Annotated in this window: 13 protein-coding genes; 10 read left to right on the forward strand and 3 right to left on the reverse strand. The window is 64.6% G+C overall.

The genetic code is table 11. From position 1 onward, the window contains the following. The first annotated feature begins 355 nt into the window (after positions 1-355). The 6 genes from pth (at position 356) to mfd (ending at position 7555) form a co-directional block, all read left to right on the forward strand. Positions 356-952: an aminoacyl-tRNA hydrolase gene (gene pth / locus WHJ28_RS11890; protein ID WP_340042333.1), complete on the forward strand. Its 597-nt coding sequence runs from the start codon at positions 356-358 to the stop codon at positions 950-952. 7 nt (positions 953-959) lie between these two features. After that, positions 960-1415 carry a GNAT family N-acetyltransferase gene (locus WHJ28_RS11895; RefSeq protein WP_340042334.1) on the forward strand — a complete coding sequence of 152 codons (456 nt, stop codon included), beginning with the start codon at positions 960-962 and terminating at the stop codon, positions 1413-1415. Positions 1416-1538: 123 nt separating this feature from the next. Continuing rightward, entirely contained in the window at positions 1539-2369 is an 831-nt protein-coding gene (locus tag WHJ28_RS11900; protein WP_340042335.1) for a VanW family protein, read from the forward strand. A gap of 12 nt (positions 2370-2381) precedes the next feature. After that, positions 2382-3725, forward strand: coding sequence for an AMP-binding protein (locus tag WHJ28_RS11905; RefSeq protein ID WP_340042336.1), 1344 nt, complete (start codon positions 2382-2384; stop codon positions 3723-3725). Beyond that, on the forward strand, positions 3722-3967 hold the full coding sequence (locus WHJ28_RS11910; RefSeq protein WP_340042337.1) for a phosphopantetheine-binding protein: 246 nt from the start codon (positions 3722-3724) through the stop codon (positions 3965-3967). Before WHJ28_RS11905 ends, WHJ28_RS11910 begins: the two co-directional genes overlap by 4 nt. 69 nt (positions 3968-4036) lie before the next feature. Further along, a complete protein-coding gene (gene mfd, locus WHJ28_RS11915; RefSeq protein ID WP_340042338.1) occupies positions 4037-7555 on the forward strand; it encodes a transcription-repair coupling factor in 3519 nt (1172 codons plus the stop codon). A 72-nt stretch (positions 7556-7627) separates the two neighbouring features. Here the strand turns inward: mfd and WHJ28_RS11920 are convergent, their stop codons facing one another. From WHJ28_RS11920 to WHJ28_RS11930, 3 genes are all read right to left on the reverse strand, one after another. Then, a complete protein-coding gene (locus WHJ28_RS11920; protein WP_340042339.1) occupies positions 7628-8662 on the reverse strand; it encodes a stalk domain-containing protein in 1035 nt (344 codons plus the stop codon). 112 nt (positions 8663-8774) lie between these two features. Further along, positions 8775-10655, reverse strand: a complete 1881-nt coding sequence (locus WHJ28_RS11925; RefSeq protein ID WP_340042340.1) for a protein kinase domain-containing protein — start codon at positions 10653-10655, stop codon at positions 8775-8777. Then, a complete protein-coding gene (locus WHJ28_RS11930) occupies positions 10652-11062 on the reverse strand; it encodes a hypothetical protein (protein ID WP_340042341.1) in 411 nt (136 codons plus the stop codon). Before WHJ28_RS11930 ends, WHJ28_RS11925 begins: the two co-directional genes overlap by 4 nt. Before the next feature lie 308 nt (positions 11063-11370). On the opposite strand from WHJ28_RS11930, the gene secA reads away from it, so the two are divergent. From secA to WHJ28_RS11950, 4 genes are all read left to right on the forward strand, one after another. Continuing rightward, on the forward strand, positions 11371-14118 hold the full coding sequence (gene secA, locus WHJ28_RS11935) for a preprotein translocase subunit SecA (RefSeq protein WP_340042342.1): 2748 nt from the start codon (positions 11371-11373) through the stop codon (positions 14116-14118). Positions 14119-14219: 101 nt separating this feature from the next. After that, the gene (pgeF, locus tag WHJ28_RS11940; protein ID WP_340042343.1) at positions 14220-15032 is read left to right on the forward strand and encodes a peptidoglycan editing factor PgeF; all 813 of its coding nucleotides are present in this window, start codon (positions 14220-14222) and stop codon (positions 15030-15032) included. A 191-nt stretch (positions 15033-15223) separates the two neighbouring features. Next, positions 15224-16768, forward strand: coding sequence for an ABC transporter substrate-binding protein (locus tag WHJ28_RS11945; protein ID WP_340042344.1), 1545 nt, complete (start codon positions 15224-15226; stop codon positions 16766-16768). Positions 16769-16902: 134 nt separating this feature from the next. Beyond that, positions 16903-19533 (forward strand): cation-translocating P-type ATPase, encoded by a 2631-nt coding sequence (locus WHJ28_RS11950; protein WP_340042345.1) that lies wholly within the window; start codon positions 16903-16905, stop codon positions 19531-19533. Positions 19534-19698 lie beyond the last annotated feature (165 nt).

Raw genomic sequence — 19698 nt, forward strand, 5'->3', positions numbered from 1 at the left:
ACCGTCCAGGGGGGACGTTGTCTGCCATAAAAGGTGGCTTGCGCCTGATTGGCATCGAATCTGCCCCCGGCAGGTTCGACCCTAGATACGAAACCACCGCGCCGATACAGGGCACGGTAAAAGAGCCTCGCAGAGTTCGTGCCCGCAGGCACGAAAACGATCTTATCTGTTTTCAGCCGCGACATGTGCGTGGCTGAAAACACTTCTCAGCCTGCAAGTGTGGGATCTGTCCGCTTTGGCGGACAGATCCTGCGTGCAGCGGGCTGCATCCCATTCAAACAAGTGGCTGCGGCCACTTGTTTGACAAATTTAGGGCGGGGGCTTGCCCCCGCCTTTGCCTGTTTAAGGAGCCATTATGTTTTTCAACAAAAATCGAGCCTCCGGCGTGGAGTGGCTGGTGGTGGGCCTGGGCAATCCCGGGGACAAATATGAAAATACCCGGCACAACGTGGGCTTTCTCGCCATCGACCATATCGCCGAGGAGCAGCGGGTACCGGTGCAGAAGCTGAAGTACCGCGCCCTCACCAACACGGTGGAGCTGGGGGGCGCCAAGGTGCTGCTCATGAAGCCGGTGACCTATATGAACCTGTCCGGCGAGGCGGTGGGGGAGGCCGCCCGGTTTTACAAGATCCCTGCCGACCATGTGCTGGTCATCTCCGACGACGTGTCCCTGCCCATCGGCAAACTGCGTATCCGCAAGGGGGGCTCCGCCGGGGGCCACAACGGCCTGAAAAATATCATCCAGCACCTGGGCACCGACCAGTTCCCCCGGGTGAAGGTGGGCGTGGGGGAGAAGCCCCATCCCGATTACGACATGGCCGACTGGGTGCTCTCCAAGTTTGTGGGGGAGGACCTCAAGACCATCACCGCCGCCATCGAGAAGGCGGGCAAGGCGGTGGAGTGCCTCATTGCTGAGGGGCCCGACAAGGCCATGAACAAATTCAACGGCTGAGGAAAATATGATTACTTTTCGCAAAATTGATCAAAGAAATTACATGGACTGCATCTGTCTGAAGGTGAGAGACGACCAGACCGGCTTTGTGGCAGATAATGCCCGCTCTTTGGCAGAGGCCCGGTTTGAAGAGGGCCTGTACACCCGGGCCGTCTATTCCGATGACACGATGGTGGGCTTTGTCCTGTTTGATTATGACCCCGAAATTCCGGGCTGGTGCATGAGCCGGTTTATGATCGGCGCACAGTATCAGGGACAGGGACTGGGCAAAGAGGCGGTACGCCGTTTCCTGGAGTTTATGAAAGAAGAGAGGAAGGTAGAGGAGCTCTATCTTCATGTGGAATTGGAAAATACGGCGGCCTATCAGATGTACGAAAAGCTGGGCTTTCAAACCGTGGGAGAGATTCAGTATACCTTTGACGGAACCACCTACCGGGAGCGGCGCATGATGCGCCGGCTTTGAACCTGTGGGCCGCTGTTGCCAAATCGTAACTTGCAATTCCAACCGGGGATGCTAGGATAAAAGGAGCGGGCGCGCCCGCTCCTTTTTCACAGGGGGGCGCGCCGGATTTGGGAGGTGGTCTCCATGGCGGGACGCAGGCTGTTTTGTCAGTATGGTCCGGTGTGCTACCGGATCTCCCTGTGGAAAGAGGGGAAACGCAAGGCCCTGGCGGATTGGCGGACCGGGGCGCACTGGTCCACCTGGCGGTGTGAGGAGGAGCTGCCCGTGCTCCTCAAGGGGCACCGCTCCCCGGTGCTCCGGCGTTTGAGCGGAGTGGATATGGACCTGCAGCGCAGCAAGCGGACCAATCTGGCCCTGGCCGCCGCCCACATCGACGGGGTGGTGGTGGCGCCGGGGGAGAGCTTCTCCTTCTGGCGCCTGGTGGGCAAGCCCTCCGCCCGGAAGGGCTACCAGGACGGGCTCACCATTGCAAGCGGGACCCTGGGCCGGGCGGTGGGGGGCGGGCTGTGCCAGCTGGCCAACCTGATCCACTACCTGGTGCTCCACAGCCCCCTCACCGTCACCGAGCTGCACCACCACTCGGACGCCCTCTTTCCCGACGACCGCCGCCGGGTGCCCTTCGGCACCGGCACCTCCATTTTTTATCCCCATGTGGATTACCGCTTCCGCAACGACACCGACCAGCCGGTCCAGCTGCGGGTGTGGCTGGACGAGGACGATCTGTGCGGCGAGCTGAGGGGGACGGCCCCCTTCCCCCTGCGCTACCGGCTGCGGGAGGAGGGGAGCGGTTATGTCCGGGAGGGTGAGGAATACTACCGGGTAAGCCAGGTCTACCGCATGGCCTGCGACCGGGCCACCGGGGCGGAAGTGGGCCGGCAGCTGCTGCTGGACAACCACTCCAAGGTGCTCTTTGATCCCGCCCTCATCCCGGCGGATCAGATGTTACCGCGCTGAAAGGAGAGCGCTATGCTGCTGGAACGAATCAAGGCCCACAGTGAATCTCTGGGGGACCGGCCCGCCCTGATGGCGGGGGAGGAAGTGGTCCGCTGGGGGGAGCTGTGGCCCATGGCCCAGGGGCTGGCGGCCAAGCTAAAGGTGGAAGGGACCGGCCCGGTGGCCCTCATCGGGGACCCGGGTGAGGTTTGGGTGCCGGTGGCCTTTGTGGCCTGCCTGCTGGCGGGGCGGCCCTACCTGCCTCTGGACCCCCTGTTGCCCCTGGCGGGACAGCGGGAACTGCTGGAGCAGGCGGGGGCGGTCCTGCTGGACCGGCAAAAAGCGGAGGAGGGCTTTTCCTCCGGATCGTCCTGCCCGTCCCCCGACGACCCCAACCGCATCGCCTATGAGATCTTTACCTCGGGCAGCACCGGAACGCCCAAGCTGGTGGAGGTGAGCCTGAGCAATCTGGAGCACTTCCTTCGTTGGGCCTCCGCTCTGCCGGAGATCGCCGCCGTCCTGGGCGGGACGGCGGTAGGTCAGGCCGCCTGGTCCTTTGACCTGTCGGTGGCCGACCTCTATCTGTCCCTGCTGGGGGGCGGCACCCATGTGGCCCTCACCCCAGGGGAAAAGGAGAACTTTGCCGCCCTGTTCCGCCGATTGGAGGAAAGCGACCTGTCTTTGCTGGTGGCCACCCCCTCCTTTTTGCGCCTCTGCCTGACGGAGCCATCCTTCGACCCCGCCAAGCTGCCCCGGCTGCGGACGGTCTTTTCCTGCGGGGAGGTATTGCCCCCCGCCGCCGCCCGGCGGCTGCTGGAGCGGTTTCCCGGCGTGGCCCTCCTCAACGCTTACGGTCCCACCGAGGCCACCTGCGCCGTGTGCGCCGTCCCTATTTCCCGGGAGATGTGCGGTGGGCCCCTGCCCATCGGCACCGTTGGGGAGGGGGCTGTGGATATCTCCCTGGAGGAAGGGGAGATCGTCCTCACCGGAGCCAGTGTGGCACCACGGTTTGGGGGGAAGTATTCCACAGGGGACCTGGGTTATGTGGAAAACGGACTGCTCTACTGGGCGGGGCGGCGGGATTTACAGCTGAAGTACAAGGGGTACCGGCTGGAACCTGCCCGCATCGAAGGAGCGCTGGAGGCCCTGCCCCAGGTGGAGCGGGCGGCGGTGCTCCCCCGGCGGGATGGGGCGGGACAGGTGAAGGGCCTGACCGCCTTCGTGGAGGGGTCCGGGCTGGAGCCGGAAACGCTGGCTCAGGCCCTGGCGGATTTGCTGCCCCCCTATCAGATTCCCAGTCAGTGGAGGCTGTTGGACCGGCTGCCCCTGACCCCCAACGGAAAATGCGACCGGAAACGGCTGGAGGAGATGCTATGATGATGGGTGACGATGTGATCCGGGACCTGCTGGTGCAGGTCTGCGGCACTCAGGACGCCCTCCGCCCCGGAGCCGACCTGCTGGAGGAGGGTATCCTGGACTCCCTGGCTATGATCGACCTGCTGGAGGGACTGGAGGATCTGGGCATCCAGATCCAGCCCACCCGGGTGCCCAGGGACTCCTTCCGCACGGTGGAGGGCATTCTGGCCCTCTGCCGTCAGGCGGAGGGGGAGGCCCTCTGAGGCTGACCCTTGCACCGGGGTAAGGTGCGCTTATGACTTCCAAATTTTTCTATATCTTCGAGGTGTACCATGAAACAACTGCTGTCCGCGCTGAAGGATATCCCGGAATATTGTGCCCTGACGGCGGCCATTGACAACGGGGCCTGCCCTGTGGCCTTCTCCGGATTATCGGCGGTCCACCGGGCCCACTTTGCCGCCGGGCTCCATCAGGAGCTGGAGCGGCCGGTGGTGGTGGTGTGCGCCGACGAGGGGGAGGCCCAGCGGATGGAGAAGGACCTGGCCGCCCTCTCCGGGGAGAAGGTGGCCACCCTGTCCGCCCGGGAGTTCACCTTCCACAACGCGGCGGTGGTGTCCCGGCAGTATGAGCACCGGCGGCTGTCCGTCCTGCGTGCCCTGGCGGCGGGGGAGTGCCCCCTGCTGGTGTGTACGGTGGAGTCCCTCCTCCAGCGCACCATCCCCAAGACCCTGCTCACCCAGGCGGCCCAGGTGGTGCGGATGGGGGAGGCCCATGACCTGAACGAGCTCACCGACACCCTCACCGCCGCCGGGTACGCCCGGTGCCAGCAGGTGGAGGGTGTGGGCCAGTTTGCCCTGCGGGGCGGCATCCTGGACTTCTTCTCTCCCGCCCACCAGAAGCCGGTGCGTGTGGAGTTCTTCGGGGACGAAGTGGACGCCATGGGCTTCTTCGACCCGGACACCCAGCGCCGCATTCAGAACATCAGCGAGGCGGAGATTCTGCCTGCCGCCGAGGTGCTGCCCCAGTTCACCCCCGGCGGCTGGGCGGGGCTGCTGGAGGGCCTGGACAAGCTGATTGTCCGTACCCGCAAGCGCAAGGGGGCGGAAAAGCTGGTCCAGACCCTGGAGGAGGACCGGGAGCGGCTGGACGCCGGTACCTCCTTCCCGGCCATGGACCGGTATGTAAGCCTGATCTACCCCCAGATGGCCACGGCGGCCGACTATCTGCCGGAGGATGCGGTAATACTCTTCAGCGAGAGTGGCCGGGTGGCCGAGCGGGGGAAGAACTACCTGTGGCAGCTGGGGGAGGACGCCAAGTCCCTGATGGAGCGGGGCGAGCTGGCGGGGGATCTGGCCGACTTTGCCCGCACCCCCGAGGAGCTGTGGCAGGTGATGGAGGAGTGGCCGGTGTGCTACCTGGACGCCTTCGCCGCCTCCACCTATCCCCGGCGGCCCCGGACGGTGATCAACCTGCTGGCCAAGCAGCTGCCCTCTTACGGCGCCAGCCTGGAGACCGCCGTCTCCGACCTGGCCCATTACGTCTCCGAGGGCTTCCGTACCGTGGTGCTGGTGAGCAGCCAGCAGCGGGCCCTCAACCTCCAGGCCCTGCTGCGGGAGCAGAAGATGACCACCGCCGTGGACTTCGAGCTTCACGAGCTGCCCGGCTACGGCAAGGCGGTCATTGCCGTGGGGGGCGTGACTGCCGGTATGGAGTACCCGGTGGGGCGGCTGGCGGTACTCACCGAGGGCCAGTCCGCCCTGGGCAAGAAGCGCCGGAGCAAGCCCGCAACCAACCGGCAGAAGCTGAAATCCTATGCCGACCTGTCCCCCGGGGATCTGGTGGTCCACGAGCACCACGGCGTGGGCCGGTTCGTGGAGATGACCAAGAAAGTGGTGGACGGCATTGAGAAGGACTATGTGAAGATCGCCTATGCCGGCACCGACATTCTGTACGTCCCCGCCACCCAGCTGGATCTGGTGAGCAAGTATATCGGCGGCGGCGAGGACGCCAACGAGAAGCGCAAGCTGTCCAAGCTGGGAGGCGGCGACTGGGAGCGGGCCAAGTCCAAGGCCAAGAAGGCGGTAAAGGACCTGGCCAAGGGCTTGATCCAGCTGTACGCCCAGCGGCAGCGGCAGCCCGGCTTCGCCTTCTCTCCCGACTCCGAGTGGATGCACGAGTTTGAGGAGCAGTTCGAGTACGCCGAGACCGACGACCAGCTGCGGTGCATCGCCGAGATCAAGCGGGACATGGAGACCGCCCGGCCCATGGACCGGCTGCTGTGCGGCGACGTGGGCTACGGCAAGACCGAGGTGGCCTTCCGGGCCATTATGAAGTGCGTGCTGGACGGCAAGCAGGCCGCCATTCTGGTGCCCACCACCGTGCTGGCCCGGCAGCACTACCTGTCCGCCAAGCAGCGCTTTGCCAAGTACCCGGTGGAGATCGACGTGGTGAGCCGGTTCCGCACCGCTGCCCAGATGAAAGAGACCCTGCGGCGGCTGTCGGCGGGGCAGATCGACCTCTTGATCGGCACCCACCGGCTTTTCCAGAAGGATGTGACCTTCAAGGACCTGGGGCTGCTGGTCATCGACGAGGAGCAGCGCTTCGGCGTCCAGCACAAGGAGCGGCTCAAGGAGCTGTCCCGCCAGGTGGACGTGCTCACCCTTTCGGCTACTCCCATTCCCCGTACCCTCAACATGGCCCTCTCGGGTATCCGGGATATGTCCACCCTGGAGGAGCCCCCCATGGACCGCCAGCCGGTGCAGACCTATGTGCTGGAGCACGACTGGGGCGTGCTGATGGACGCCGCCCGCCGGGAGCTGGAGCGGGGCGGCCAGGTGTACTACCTCCACAACCGGGTGGACACCATCACCCGCACCGCCGCCCGCATCAAGGAGATGCTGGGGGAGGACGTGGAGGTGGCGGTGGCCCATGGCAAAATGAGCCAGGAAGAATTGAACGAGGTCATGACCCGTATGAGCGAGGGCGAGGTGGATGTGCTGGTGTGTACCACCATCATCGAGACCGGCATCGACATTGCCAACGCCAACACCCTCATCATTGAGGACGCTGACAAGATGGGTCTGGCCCAGCTCCACCAGATCAGAGGCCGTGTGGGCCGGTCCACCCGCCGGGCCTTCGCCTACCTGACCTACCGGCAGGGGAAGGTGCTCACCGAGGTGGCCTCCAAGCGGCTGGGGGCCATCCGGGAGTTTGCCGAGTTCGGCTCCGGCTTCAAGATCGCCATGCGCGACCTGGAGATCCGGGGCGCGGGCAACATCCTGGGCCCGGAGCAGTCCGGCTTCATGCTCAGTGTGGGCTACGATATGTACCTGCGGCTGCTGGAGGAGGCGGTGCTGGAGGAGCGGGGGGAGCCCATCCCCAAGCGCACCGAGTGCGCCGCCGACCTCAGTGTGGCGGCCTCCATCCCCGACCGGTACGTCCCCTCCCCGGAGGAGCGGATGGACCTGTACCGGCGGATCGCCGCCATCCGCACCGAGGCCGACGCCGACGACGTCACCGACGAGCTCATCGACCGCTACGGCGACCCGCCCCGGACGGTGAACAACCTGATTTCGGTGGCTCTGCTGCGGGCGGCCGCCGCCGAGAATGGGGTGGTGCAGATCCGCCAGCAGGGGGGCGGCCTGCAATTTTATCTGGACGGCTTTGACCTCCAGCGGGTGAGCGCCCTGTGCGCCCTGGAGCACTACCGGGGGCGGCTGCTCTTCTCCGCCGGGGAGAAGCCCTACCTGGCCCTGCGGCTCAAGAAGGGGGAGGACCCCCTGAAATGGGGCCGCAAGGTGATGGAGGACTACGGCAAGACCGGGGCGCAAAGCCCGGCAGACCAACCGTAAAACAGACAGAAGGGGCCCGGCGCATTGCGCCGGGCCCCTTCTGTATAGGGAAAGAAAGATGGGAATCGTGGATCAGAAGCCGATAATATTGAGGTAGACGTCCACATTGCCGTGGACCAGCCGGGTATCGCCGTTTTCATCGTCGTAGAACCAGAAGTTCTCCTCCATAGGGAAGTCCGGGTTGGAGGTACCGGCGGTGGCGTATACCGGGATGGAGATCTTCACCCAGCCGTCGGTGGCCTTGGTAAAGGTGCCGGTCAGGTACTTGTCTGCCCAGCGGTAGCCGTCCTCATTCTCAATGACCTCATGGTCCAGAGACAGACCGTACTCGGCCAGAGCGTCCAGGGTGGCCTGGGTACCCAGGGGGGAGGCGCCGGGGATCTCCCGGTCGGCGGTCAGGTCGTCGGCGGTGTAGAAGATGCCGTCATAGAAGGAGTTGATGCCGGCCCGGTCCACGGTGTCGCCTACCTTGCCCCACAGGATGATGGGGGCCACCGCAAATTCGCCGGACTCCACGAACCGGAAGTGGAGGGTGCGGGTGACGGGGTCGCCCTTTCTGGGGGTGACGGTAAAGGTCACGTCGGTTTCACCGGCGGCCTGGCACTCGCCCTCCAGGTGGTCGCCCAACAGGGTGATGCCGTCAGGCAGCTGGCCCTCCACCAGCTTGACGGTAAAGCTGCTGTTCTGCTGCTCCTCGGGCAGCCACCAGCGGAACTCATAGCCCACGCCGTTGTACCACAGCTCCTCCTCGCCGTTGTCATTGACGTAGGGCTCGGGCTCCACGGAGAGTACATAGTCTACCTTGTCGGGATCGTAGGGGGGCTTTACGGACTGAATGACGGCGGTCTGGGTGGCGGCGTCGTAGCCCACTTCCTTGCCGAAGGCCTCACTGATGGCCCGGATGGGCACATAGGTGGTGCCGTTGTAGGCGAACACGTCCATTTCCTTGCCGTTGACGTCCTTGGGCACAAAGGCCTCGCCGTCGATGGACAGCTTCATGCCCGGGTTGACGGCGATGCTGACCAGATTACCGGCGGCCAGGGCGGCGGTGCCGGTGCCCAGCACCACAGTGAGGGCCAGAGCGGCCATGCGGGTCCTTTTTTTCATAGAGACACTTCCTTTCATGAACTGCGGGGTTTCAAGGGTTGAAACCAGCATACCACAGTACTGTAAGAAAGTGGTGTGCGCGAATGCACACTTGTGCCGGCGGGCGGGGCCCTTATCCCAGGGAGCTTACCCTGCCGGGACAGGCAATCTCGGCAGAGGCCGTCATGGACTGGGGCACCAGCACCAGATTGAGCCGGGGCAGGTCAGTCAGGGGGGAGAAGTCGGGGACGGCAGGGCCGTTGAAGCAGAAGGTCTCCAGCAGTCCGGCCTGGGCCAGGGGGGACAGGTCGGTGACATGGGAGCTGAACAGCCCCAGATTGCGCAGCCGGGGCAGGTCGCCCGCCCCTTCCAGGGAGTTCTGCCCGGCGTGGAGCCGCAGGTCCACTACCTGGCAGCCCGCCAGAACAGACAGATCCTCACAGGGCAGCAGGCCCACGTTCAGGATGGGCAGCTGCTCCCGCTTTGTCAGAGCGGCCACCGCCTCCTCCGGGGGCGCCCACAGGGAGAGCTCCTCCAGCAGGGGCAGAGTAGCCAGCACCGACCAGTCTCCGTCGGACACCGTACGCCCGCCCAGGGACAGGCGGACCAGAGGCAGATCAGTCAGGGGAGCCAGACTGTCCAGGGGGGTGAGCTGGTCGCCGCCGCCCACCCCGTCCAGATTCAGGTTCCGCAGCCTGGCCAGTCCCGCCAGCGGACTCAGATCGGAGGGGGTGTTGCCCCCCAGCCACAGGGTGCTCAGGCCGATGAGGGAGGAGAGGGGAGACAGGTCCTCAATGTGGTTGTCGCACACCACCAGCGTGGTGATGGGCAGCCCCTCCAGAGGGGACAGTTCGGTGATCTGCTGCCGGCACAGCCATACCTCCTCCAGATTGGGCATATGAGCCAGCAGGGATAGGTCGGACACATCGCCCCGAGAGGTATCACCGGTGGTATCATTCATATAATAGGAATAGGACGAGGGGTCCTCCAGCACCTCGTTGCCCAGCAGAGCCAGCCGCTCCACCTGCTCCAGATCGCCGTAGGTGATCTCTCCCAGGGGCCGGTCCAGCTCCTCCCGCACTGCCAGCTCCAGACAGTAGGAGGAGAATTCCACCGGCTGGGACGCCTGCATCCGGGGGAGGACTGCCCCTCCGGCCACCCCCAGGCATAGGGCCAGGGCACAGGCCGCTGCCGCCAGCGTTACCGGCCCCCGGCGGGACCTGCCGCCAAGGGCGTCCTTCAGTGCCCCAGCGGTGGGATAGCGGTCGTCGGGACTGAAGGCGGTGCATTTGCGCAGCACCCCCTTCAGCTGCCGGGATACGGGGGCCTCCTCCAGACTGCCCCGGTCATAGGAGCCGGTGAGGGCCCAGATCAGGGTGGCGCCAAGGGCATACAGGTCGGCCCGCTCGTCGGTCTGGGCAAAGCCGTATTGCTCCGGCGGCGCGGTAACCGAGCTGCCCATAATGCGGGTGTCGCTGTCCCGGTGGGGCTTGTACTGCCGGGCGATGCCGAAGTCGATGAGCCCCACGCCCCCGTCAGATCCCACGATGATATTGTCCGGCTTGATATCCCGGTGGATGATGGGCGGGTCCATCCCGTGGAGCCGCTCCAGCAGCTCCACCAGCTGTCCACCCAGCTGGCGGCAGTGGGCCTCGTCACAGGGGCCGGTGCGGTCCAGATAACGGGTCAGGGACTGGCCGGGCAGATAGCTGCGGACCAGATAGACCGACTGCTCCTGCCGGAAGCAGTCGGCGGCCAGGGGCACGCGGCCTGCCAGAGCGGGGTAGAGCTGGGTGAGCAGCCGGAACTCCTCCTCCAGGTCCTCGCCCCCCTCCCGGGCGATCTTGAGCGCATAGGGGGCCTCGTCGCACCGGCGGCGGAGGAGCCACACGCTGCGGCTCTCCCGCTCCGCCAGGCAGGCCTCCGGCCGGTAGACCAGGGCGATGCGGTCGGGCAGGGACAGACTGTCCACCACCTGCTTGTAGTCTTGACGAAAATCATCGGTGCGGCTCACAAAAGCCCCCCTTCTCCCAGAGAGAGGAGCAGCTCGTCGGTCTCCTCCAGGGTCAGGTGATGGGTCAGTCCGTAGAGCACCGCCGCGTCAAACCGGCTGCGGGGATAGAGGGAGGCCTTGCCGCAGCGGGCGAGCAGCTGCTGGGCCTCCTCCTCTCCCAGCTCCAGCGCCAGGGCCAGCCGCAGCAGAAAGGTACGGGTGGGAGGACGGGTGCCATTGAAGAGCTGATAGCCATAGGACCGCTCCAGATAGCAGGCCCGGATGGCGTCCTTGACCAGCCAGCCCCGCCGCTCCAGCAGGCTGCATAAATAAAAGGTGAAGTCCGGCGGTGTGAACGCGCACCCTGCCAGCATGGCGGGATCGGAGGATGTGCAAATCGCGTTGCGCAGTTCTTCTGTGGTTTTCACGGCGCCCCTCCTTCCTGATAAAATACGGATGATTTTACAAAAAATGATTGACTATTTTTTGATTATACTACCTGTTTTTGGGCTTGGAAAGAGTGTATCATAGTTTTTCCGCCGGCAGGTGTGCAAAAATGCACACTTATTGCATGATGGGATAATAGCCGTGATCAGAAACAGGGAAAAGCAGGGAAATGCGATTTTGTTCACAATTTATTCTTTTATCTTTAAAGGGGTTATGCTATACTAGGAAACTGAATCAATGTCAACAGCCGCGTTTTGCGCGGTGGAGATCAGAAAGGTGAATCAGACACATGGGACTGTTGAAAAAGCTGTTCGGCACCAGCTCCGCCAAGGAGCTCAAGGCCATCAAACCCATCGTGGACAAGATCGAGGCCCTGGACGAGGAGTACTCCAAGCTCACCGATGAGCAGCTCAAGGCAAAGACCCCTGAATTGAAAGAGCGTCTGGCCAATGGCGAGACCCTGGACGACATCCTGCCCGAGGCCTTTGCGGCCTGCCGTGAGGCGGCCTGGCGTGTGCTGGGTATGAAGCCCTACCGGGTACAGCTCATCGGCGGCATCATTCTCCATCAGGGCCGTATCGCCGAGATGAAGACCGGCGAAGGCAAGACCCTGGTGGCCACCCTGCCCGCCTACCTCAACGCCCTGGCCGGCGAGGGTGTCCACATCGTGACCGTCAACGACTACCTGGCCAAGCGTGACTCCGAGTGGATGGGCAAGGTCTACCGCTTTATGGGCCTCACCGTGGGTCTGGTGATCCACGACGTCCAGCCCAAGGACCGCAAGGCCTCCTACGCCGCCGACATCACCTACGGCACCAACAATGAGTTCGGCTTTGACTATCTGCGGGACAATATGTGCATCTACGCCACCGAGATGGTGCAGCGGGGCCACTCCTTCGCCATCGTGGACGAGGTGGACTCCATCCTCATCGACGAGGCCCGCACCCCCCTCATCATCTCCGGCCAGGGTGACAAGTCCACCCAGCTGTACACCATTGTGGACGCCTTTGTGGCCCGCCTGAAGGGCCAGCGGGTGGCCAAGGTGGACACCAAGGAGGAAGAGGACCCCGATGTGGACGCCGACTACATCGTGGATGAGAAGGCCCGCACCGTCACCCTCACCGCCCGGGGCATCGCCAAGGCCGAGCAGCAGTTCCAAATCGAGAATCTGGCCGACCCGGAGAACACCACCCTGTCCCACCACATCAACCAGGCCATCAAGGCCCGGGGCCTGATGAAGCGGGACATCGACTACGTGGTGAAGGACGGCGAGGTCATCATCGTGGACGAGTTCACCGGCCGCCTCATGTACGGCCGCCGCTATAACGAGGGCCTCCACCAGGCCATCGAGGCCAAGGAGGGCGTCACCGTGGCCCGGGAGTCCAAGACCCTGGCCACCATCACCTTCCAGAACTACTTCCGCCTGTACAACAAGCTGTCCGGTATGACCGGTACCGCCATGACTGAGGAGGAGGAGTTCGGCACCATCTACGCCCTGGACATTGTGGAGATCCCCACCAACAAGCCCCTGGCCCGGATCGACAACCCCGATGTGGTGTACAAGACCGAGGCCGGCAAGTACCGGGCCATCGTCAAGCAGATCGAGGAGTGCCACGCCAAGGGCCAGCCTGTGCTGGTGGGTACCATTTCCATCGAGAAGTCCGAGCAGATCTCCGAGATGCTCAAGCGCAAGGGCATCAAGCATAACGTGCTCAACGCCAAGTTCCACGAGAAGGAAGCCGAGATCGTGGCCCAGGCCGGTAAGCTGGGGGCGGTGACCGTGGCCACCAACATGGCCGGCCGTGGTACCGATATCCTGCTGGGCGGCAACGCCGAGTTTTTGGCCAAGGCCGAGCTGCGGAAGGCCGGCCTCAGCGACGAGCTCATCGCCGAGTCCACCGGCTTTGCCGACACCGACAACCAGGAGATCCTGGAGGCCCGCCGGATGTTTACCGAGGCCGAGGCCAAGTATAAGGACGCCATCAAGGAGGAGGCCGAGAAGGTCCGTGCCGCCGGCGGCCTGTTCATTCTGGGCACCGAGCGCCACGAGTCCCGCCGCATCGACAACCAGCTGCGGGGCCGTGCCGGCCGTCAGGGCGACCCCGGCGAGAGCCGGTTCTTCCTCTCTCTCCAGGACGACATCATGCGCCTGTTCGGCTCCGAGCGGGTCATGGGCATGATGGATAAGCTGGGGGTGGACGAGGATATGCCCCTGGACTCCAAGATGCTCTCCAATGTCATTGAGAACGCCCAGAAGCAGGTGGAGTCCCGGAACTTCCAGACCCGTAAGACGGTGCTGGAGTACGACGACGTGATGAACACCCAGCGTAAGGTCATCTATGAGCAGCGCCGGAAGGTGCTGGACGGCGAGAACCTGAAGGAGGCCGTTCAGACCATGTTGTCCACCGTCATCTCCAACGAGGTGGCGGCCCACATGGGCGAGCTCAAGCACATGGACGCCGAGAACTGGCGGGAGGTGTGCGCCCAGTTCCGGGGCCTGTTCCTTACCCCCGAGGACTACAAGTTCGACGACGAGGAGCTGCAGAAGTACGACGTGGACGCCCTGGAGCAGCTGCTCCTCCGGAAGGCCACCGAGGTCTACAGCAAGAAGGAAGCCGAGCTGGGCGAGCCCCTCATGCGTGAGCTGGAGCGGGTGATGATGCTCCGGGTGGTGGACGAGTACTGGATGGACAACATCGACGCCATGCAGGAGCTGCGTCAGGGCATCGGCCTGCGGGCTTACGGCCAGAACGACCCCGTGGTGGAGTACAAGCGCGAGGGCTACGAGATGTTCGAGCGCATGATCGCCGCCATCCAGGAGGAGACTCTGCGCCGGATCTTCCTGGCCCGGGTGCAGGTGGGCTCCACCGTCAAGCGCGAGCGGGTGGCCAAGGTCACCGGTGAGAGCGCCGGCAGCGACGGCACTGTGAAGAAGCAGCCCGTCAAGAAGGGCCAGAAGGTGGGCCGCAACGATCCCTGCCCCTGCGGCAGCGGCAAGAAGTACAAGAAGTGCTGCGGGATGCACGAAGAGGACTAAAAGCAGCCTGGTCCCAGAAGCGGGGCGTCGGGGACGCCGCCCCCTACGGAAACCCGTAGGGGCGGGCCTCCGGACCGCCCGCCCTGGATAAAGGAGACCATATGAACATCATTGAACACAACAAAAATGGTCTGGTGTACCTGGCCTCTGACGGCGTTGAGGCCGCCGGCGGGGCGGTCCACGGCTTTTCCACCCGGCTGGGCGGGGTGTCGGAGGGAATCTACGACTCCCTCAACCTGAGCATGACCCGGGGAGACGATCCGGCCAGAGTGGCGGAGAACTACCGCCGGTTCTGCGCCGCCATCGGAGCCGATGTGAAGGGCGTGGTGTGCGCCAGCCAGGTCCATGGGGATACGGTGCGTTCCGTCACCACCGCCGACCTGGGCATTGGTCTGGACGAGCCGGAGCCCTGGCAGGCCGACGGCCTGGTCACCGACATCCCCGGCGTGGTGCTTACTGTCTTTACCGCCGACTGCCTGCCCATCCTGCTCTACGATCCGGTGCGCCGGGTGGTGGGGGCGGTCCACGCCGGTTGGCGGGGTACCGCTCTGGGCATTGCCGCCAAGGCGGTGGAGCGGATGGTGGATTGCTACGGCTGTGACCGGCTGGACATTCTGGCCGCCATCGGCCCCGGCATTTCCAAGTGCTGCTTCGAGACCCACGAGGACGTGCCCAATGCCATGACCGAGGCCATGGGCGCCTCCGCGCTCCACTGCATCCAGGTGCTGCCCACCGGCAAGTTCCATGTGGATCTGAAGGCTCTCAACGCCAAACGGTTGGAGAGCGTGGGCCTGGACCCTGAGCATATTGCCGTGTCCGGCGACTGCACCGCCTGCCTCCACGACAAGTACTGGTCCCATCGCTTTACCCACGGGGAGCGGGGCAGCCAGGCTGCTATGATCGCAATCGTCTAGGGGGGAATATATTCCCCCCTAGATACAAAACCGCCGCGCCGCCTTGCGGCACAACGGTTTTGATACCCCCCTCGCCTCCCCACGGGGGAGACGGTTGCCCGCCAGTGCGGGCAAGCAGTGGTACCGTTCCGGGAAGTGAATTCCCGGAACGGTGTGTTTTATACGGCACTTACAGACAGGAGGGGCTGCCCTTGAACAAACGAACACGACGGTTTTTGGCGGCTTTGGGGGCCGCCCTCTGCCTGGTCTTGACGGGCTGTACCGGAGGTCCGGAGCCGGAGACCACCCCCACGCCGGAGCCTGCCGCCAGCGCCACCCCTGCCCCTGAGGGAGCGGAATTTACCCTGGCCTGCTATCCTCAGGCCGGATTCCACCCCATCACCGGCAGCAACCGTACCAACCTGTCTCTGGGCGGGCTGATGTATGAGGGGCTCTTTGCCCTGGATCAGCAGTTTGAGGTCAGCCAGGTGCTGTGCGACCGCTACACCACCTCGGAGGACGGGCTGACCTGGACCTTTACCCTGCGCTCCGGCGTCACCTTCTCCGACGGGAGCCCCCTCACCTCGGCGGAGGTGGTCTCCTCCCTGGAGAGCGCCCGTACCAGCCCCCTCTATTCCGCCCGGTTTACCGATATCGGCGCCATTACAGCGGGACAGGGAACGGTGACCGTGGCCCTCAGCCGGGCCAATGCCTCTCTGCCCGCTCTGCTGGATATCCCCATCGTCAAGGAGACCGGGGGCACCCCCCTGGGCACCGGGCCCTATGTGCTCTCCGGCAGCGGAAGTGAGCTGTCCCTCACCATCAACAGCCGCTGGTGGCAGGGGGAGCAGCTGCCCCTGGATACCATTCCCCTGCGGGCCATTCAGGAGGCCGACGATTTGATCCACGCCTTTGATACCAAGGACATTTCTCTGGTATCCACCGACCTGACCGCCACCAATGCCCTGGGCTTCTCCGGCTCCTTTGATACCCTGGATTACCCCACCTCCACCATGGTGTATGTGGGCTTCAACACCCTCAGCGGCCCCTGCAGGGACGCTGGGGTGCGGCGTGCCCTGCTGCGGGCCTTTGACCGGGAGTCGGTATCCACTGCCATCTTCTCCCGCCACGCCCAGCCCGCCGCCCTGCCGGTCCACCCCGGCACCGCCCTCTATCATGAGGATCAGGCGTCCGCCCTCAGCTACTCCTCCCAGGCGGTGGACGAGGCCCTTACCGCCGCGGGCTGGACCAATACCGGCAGCGGCTGGGTCAACGGACGGCAGACCCTCAGCCTGGAACTGGTGGTATCTGCCGAAAATCAGGACCGGGCGGCAGCGGCCCAGCATCTGGTCAACGGCCTCAACGATCTGGGTATCCACGCCACCCTCACCAAGCTGGACTGGGACGCCTATGTCTCCGCCCTCCAGAAGGGAGATTTTGACCTCTATCTGGGGGAGGTGCGGCTTACCGCCGACTTTGACCTCACCCCCCTGATCGCCGCCGGGGGCGCCCTCAACTACGGGGGCTACAGCGACCCTCAGGCCGCACAGCTGCTCCAGAGCTATCGGGCCACCAGCGGACAGAGCCGGGATCTCGGCGCCCGGCAGCTCTTTGCCCGGCTGGCGGAGGAGCCCCCCTTTGGGGTACTCTGCTTCAAAAACTGGTCGGTGCTCACCCAGTGGAACGCAGTTTCCGGCATGACCCCCACCCAGCAGAATTTGTTTTTCCAGTTCCCCTATTGGCAGATCACCCAGTAAGCCTTTGCGGCCCCCGCGTTACGCGGGGGCCGCTTTTTGTCTGCCCGCCCCGCCAGCTTTCCCCCAATTCCGGGGGACAGGCCTGCTATACTGTATCCAAAAGATGGAAAACAAACAGGCGAGGAGCGGTCACCATGACACAGTGGTATGCGTGCAGCGCCAAACAGGCGCTGGAGGAATTGAGAAGCAATCAGGGCGGACTGACCGGGGCGGAGGCCGCCCGGCGGCTGGTGGCTCACGGCCCCAACAAGCTGGCCCACAAGAAGGACAAGTCCTTCCTGGCCCGGCTGCTGGGCCAGCTGAAGGACCCCATGATTTTGGTGCTGCTGGCGGCGGCGGTCCTGTCCCTGTGGGCCAGCGGGGGAGAGGACTGGCTGGACGCCGCTATTATTTTGGGCATTGTGGCGGTAAACGCAATTATCTCTCTGTCCCAGGAGGACAGCGCCCGCAAGGCGCTGGAGGCCCTGAGCCAGATGTCGGCCCCGGTGGCCCACGCTCTGCGGGACGGGGTGCTGACCCGGGTGGAGGCGGACAAGCTGGTGCCCGGCGACGTGATCCGCCTGGAGGCGGGGGACCTGGTGCCCGCCGATTGCCGCATCCTGGAGGCGGTAGGACTCCAGGCTGACGAATCCGCCATGACCGGCGAGTCCGCCCCGGTCAACAAGGGGGCCCTGGGACCCCTGCCCGCCGACACCCCTCTGGCAGAACGGCGCAATATGCTCCTCTCCGCCACGGTGGTCACCCGGGGCCGGGCCACCTGTCTGGTGGCCGCCACCGGAATGGATACCGAGGTGGGTCATATCGCCGGTCTCCTGATGGATAAAGGGGAAAGTGAAACACCTTTACAGAAAAAGATGGGGGAGATTTCCAAGACCCTGTCCTTCCTGTGCCTGTGCGTGTGCGCGGTGATGTTTGGGGTGGGGCTGCTCCAGGGGCGGAATCTGCTGGAAATGTTCCTCACCGCCGTATCTCTGGCGGTGGCCGCCATCCCCGAGGGCCTGCCCGCCATCATTTCCATTGTGCTGGCGCTGGGTGTAAGCCGTATGGCCAAGCGGCGGGCCATAGTCAAAAAGCTGCCGGCGGTGGAAACTTTGGGGTGCGCCGGGGTGATCTGCTCCGACAAAACGGGCACCCTGACCCAGAATAAAATGACGGTGGTGGACATCTGGACGCCCTCCCAGGGGGAGCGGGATCTGGCCCTCACCATCGGCACTCTGAGCGGCGACGCCGAGCTGAGCTGGAAGGGGAAAACCCCGGTGTGTACCGGCGATCCCACCGAGGCGGCTCTGGTGGAAGCGGCGGCACGGGCCGGACTGGATAAAAACAAATTGGAGGAGGAGTGGCCCAGAAAAGGGGAAATTCCATTTGATTCCGAACGAAAACTCATGACCACCGTACATAGCAAGCCGGGCGGGGGATACCGGGTGATGGTGAAGGGGGCTCCCGACGTGCTGGCCCGCCGGTGCCGGCTGACCGAGAGCGCCCTGCGGCGGATCACCGGGCGCAACGAGGCCATGGCGGGCAAGGCTTTGCGGGTGCTGGGGATGGCCTACAAGGATATAGAGGGGCTGCCCCACAGCCTGGACAGCGACAGCCTGGAGAAAGGCCTCACCTTTGTGGGGCTGCTGGGCATGATGGACCCGCCCCGGCCGGAGGTGCGCCGGGCGGTGGACCAGTGCTACAGGGCGGGAGTGCGGCCGGTGATGATCACCGGCGACCACAAGCTCACCGCCGTGGCGGTGGCCAAAGAGCTGGGCATCTGCCGGGAGGGGGACCGTGCCCTCACCGGGGAGGACCTGGACTTTCTGCCCCAGCAGGCGCTGGAGGAGGAAGTGGACAAATTTGCCGTGTACGCCCGGGTGTCGCCGGAGCACAAGCTGCGCATCGTCCAGGCCTGGCAGGCCAGGGGGAAGGTGGTGGCCATGACCGGCGACGGCACCAACGACGCCCCCGCCCTCAAGGCCGCCGACATCGGCTGCGCCATGGGCAAGGGGGGCACCGATGTGGCCCGGGGAGCGGCCGACATGATCCTTACCGACGACAACTTCGCCACCATCGTCTCGGCGGTGGAGGAGGGGAGAGGCATCTACGCCAACATCAAAAAGGCCATTCACTACCTGCTCTCCTGCAACATCGGGGAGATCTTGACCATTGCCCTGGCCACCCTGTTTCGGTTTCCCGAGATGCCTCTGGCCCCGGTGCAGCTGCTGTGGCTCAATCTGGTCACCGACTCCCTGCCCGCTCTGGCGCTGGGGGTGGAGCCGGTGGAGCCGGGGGTGATGGACCGGCCGCCCCGGCAGGCGGGGGAGTCCCTCTTTGCCCACGGCTTTGCCTTCCGGCTGGCCTGGCAGGGGGTGATGGTGGGGGCCCTCACCCTGGCGGCCTATGTGCTGGGGGCCTGGATGCTGCCGGGCTGCTCTCTGGCGGCGGGCAACACCATGGCCTTCGCTACCCTGACCTTGTGTCAGCTCTTCCACGCCTTTGACGTGCGCAGCGAGGAGGCCTCCCTCCTCCGGCTGGGGGTAACTTCCAACCCGGCTATGAACAAGGCCTTCCTCATCGGCCTTGCCATGCAGCTGGCGGTGCTGCTGGTGCCCCCGCTGCAAACCGTATTTTCCACCGTGTCCCTGTCCCCCCGGGCCTGGGGCGTGGTGGCCGGTCTGGCGGTGACGCCGGTGGTGGTGTGCGAGGCGGTCAAGACCTTTCGCCGCAGCCATAAACCGGGTAAGCGGGTGAGCGCCCCCAAGGTGGCCAGCCGGGGGTAGCCATCAGGCGCGAAAGAGAGGGCCGCCCCTGCCGGGGCGGCCCTCTCTCAGCGTGTCGAGAAAGCTCGACACGCTTCTCAAAAATGCAAGCATTTTTTCGAGGGAATGCAGCCCGCTGCGTCGCACACGCAAAGCGCGCACGCTTGCGGGCTGAGAAGTGTTTTT

This window comes from Flavonifractor porci (assembly GCF_037572415.1).
In the GTDB taxonomy this organism is placed as follows: domain Bacteria; phylum Bacillota; class Clostridia; order Oscillospirales; family Oscillospiraceae; genus Flavonifractor; species Flavonifractor porci.

Excerpts from the sequence above, each read along its gene's own strand:
- pth (WP_340042333.1), top strand. The coding sequence starts at position 356 with ATGTTTTTCAACAAAAATCGAGCCTCCGGCGTGGAGTGGCTGGTGGTG.
- WHJ28_RS11895 (WP_340042334.1), top strand. The coding sequence starts at position 960 with ATGATTACTTTTCGCAAAATTGATCAAAGAAATTACATGGACTGCATC.
- WHJ28_RS11900 (WP_340042335.1), top strand. The coding sequence starts at position 1,539 with ATGGCGGGACGCAGGCTGTTTTGTCAGTATGGTCCGGTGTGCTACCGG.
- WHJ28_RS11905 (WP_340042336.1), top strand. The coding sequence starts at position 2,382 with ATGCTGCTGGAACGAATCAAGGCCCACAGTGAATCTCTGGGGGACCGG.
- WHJ28_RS11910 (WP_340042337.1), top strand. The coding sequence starts at position 3,722 with ATGATGATGGGTGACGATGTGATCCGGGACCTGCTGGTGCAGGTCTGC.
- mfd (WP_340042338.1), top strand. The coding sequence starts at position 4,037 with ATGAAACAACTGCTGTCCGCGCTGAAGGATATCCCGGAATATTGTGCC.
- WHJ28_RS11920 (WP_340042339.1), bottom strand. The coding sequence starts at position 8,662 with ATGAAAAAAAGGACCCGCATGGCCGCTCTGGCCCTCACTGTGGTGCTG.
- secA (WP_340042342.1), top strand. The coding sequence starts at position 11,371 with ATGGGACTGTTGAAAAAGCTGTTCGGCACCAGCTCCGCCAAGGAGCTC.
- pgeF (WP_340042343.1), top strand. The coding sequence starts at position 14,220 with ATGAACATCATTGAACACAACAAAAATGGTCTGGTGTACCTGGCCTCT.
- WHJ28_RS11950 (WP_340042345.1), top strand. The coding sequence starts at position 16,903 with ATGACACAGTGGTATGCGTGCAGCGCCAAACAGGCGCTGGAGGAATTG.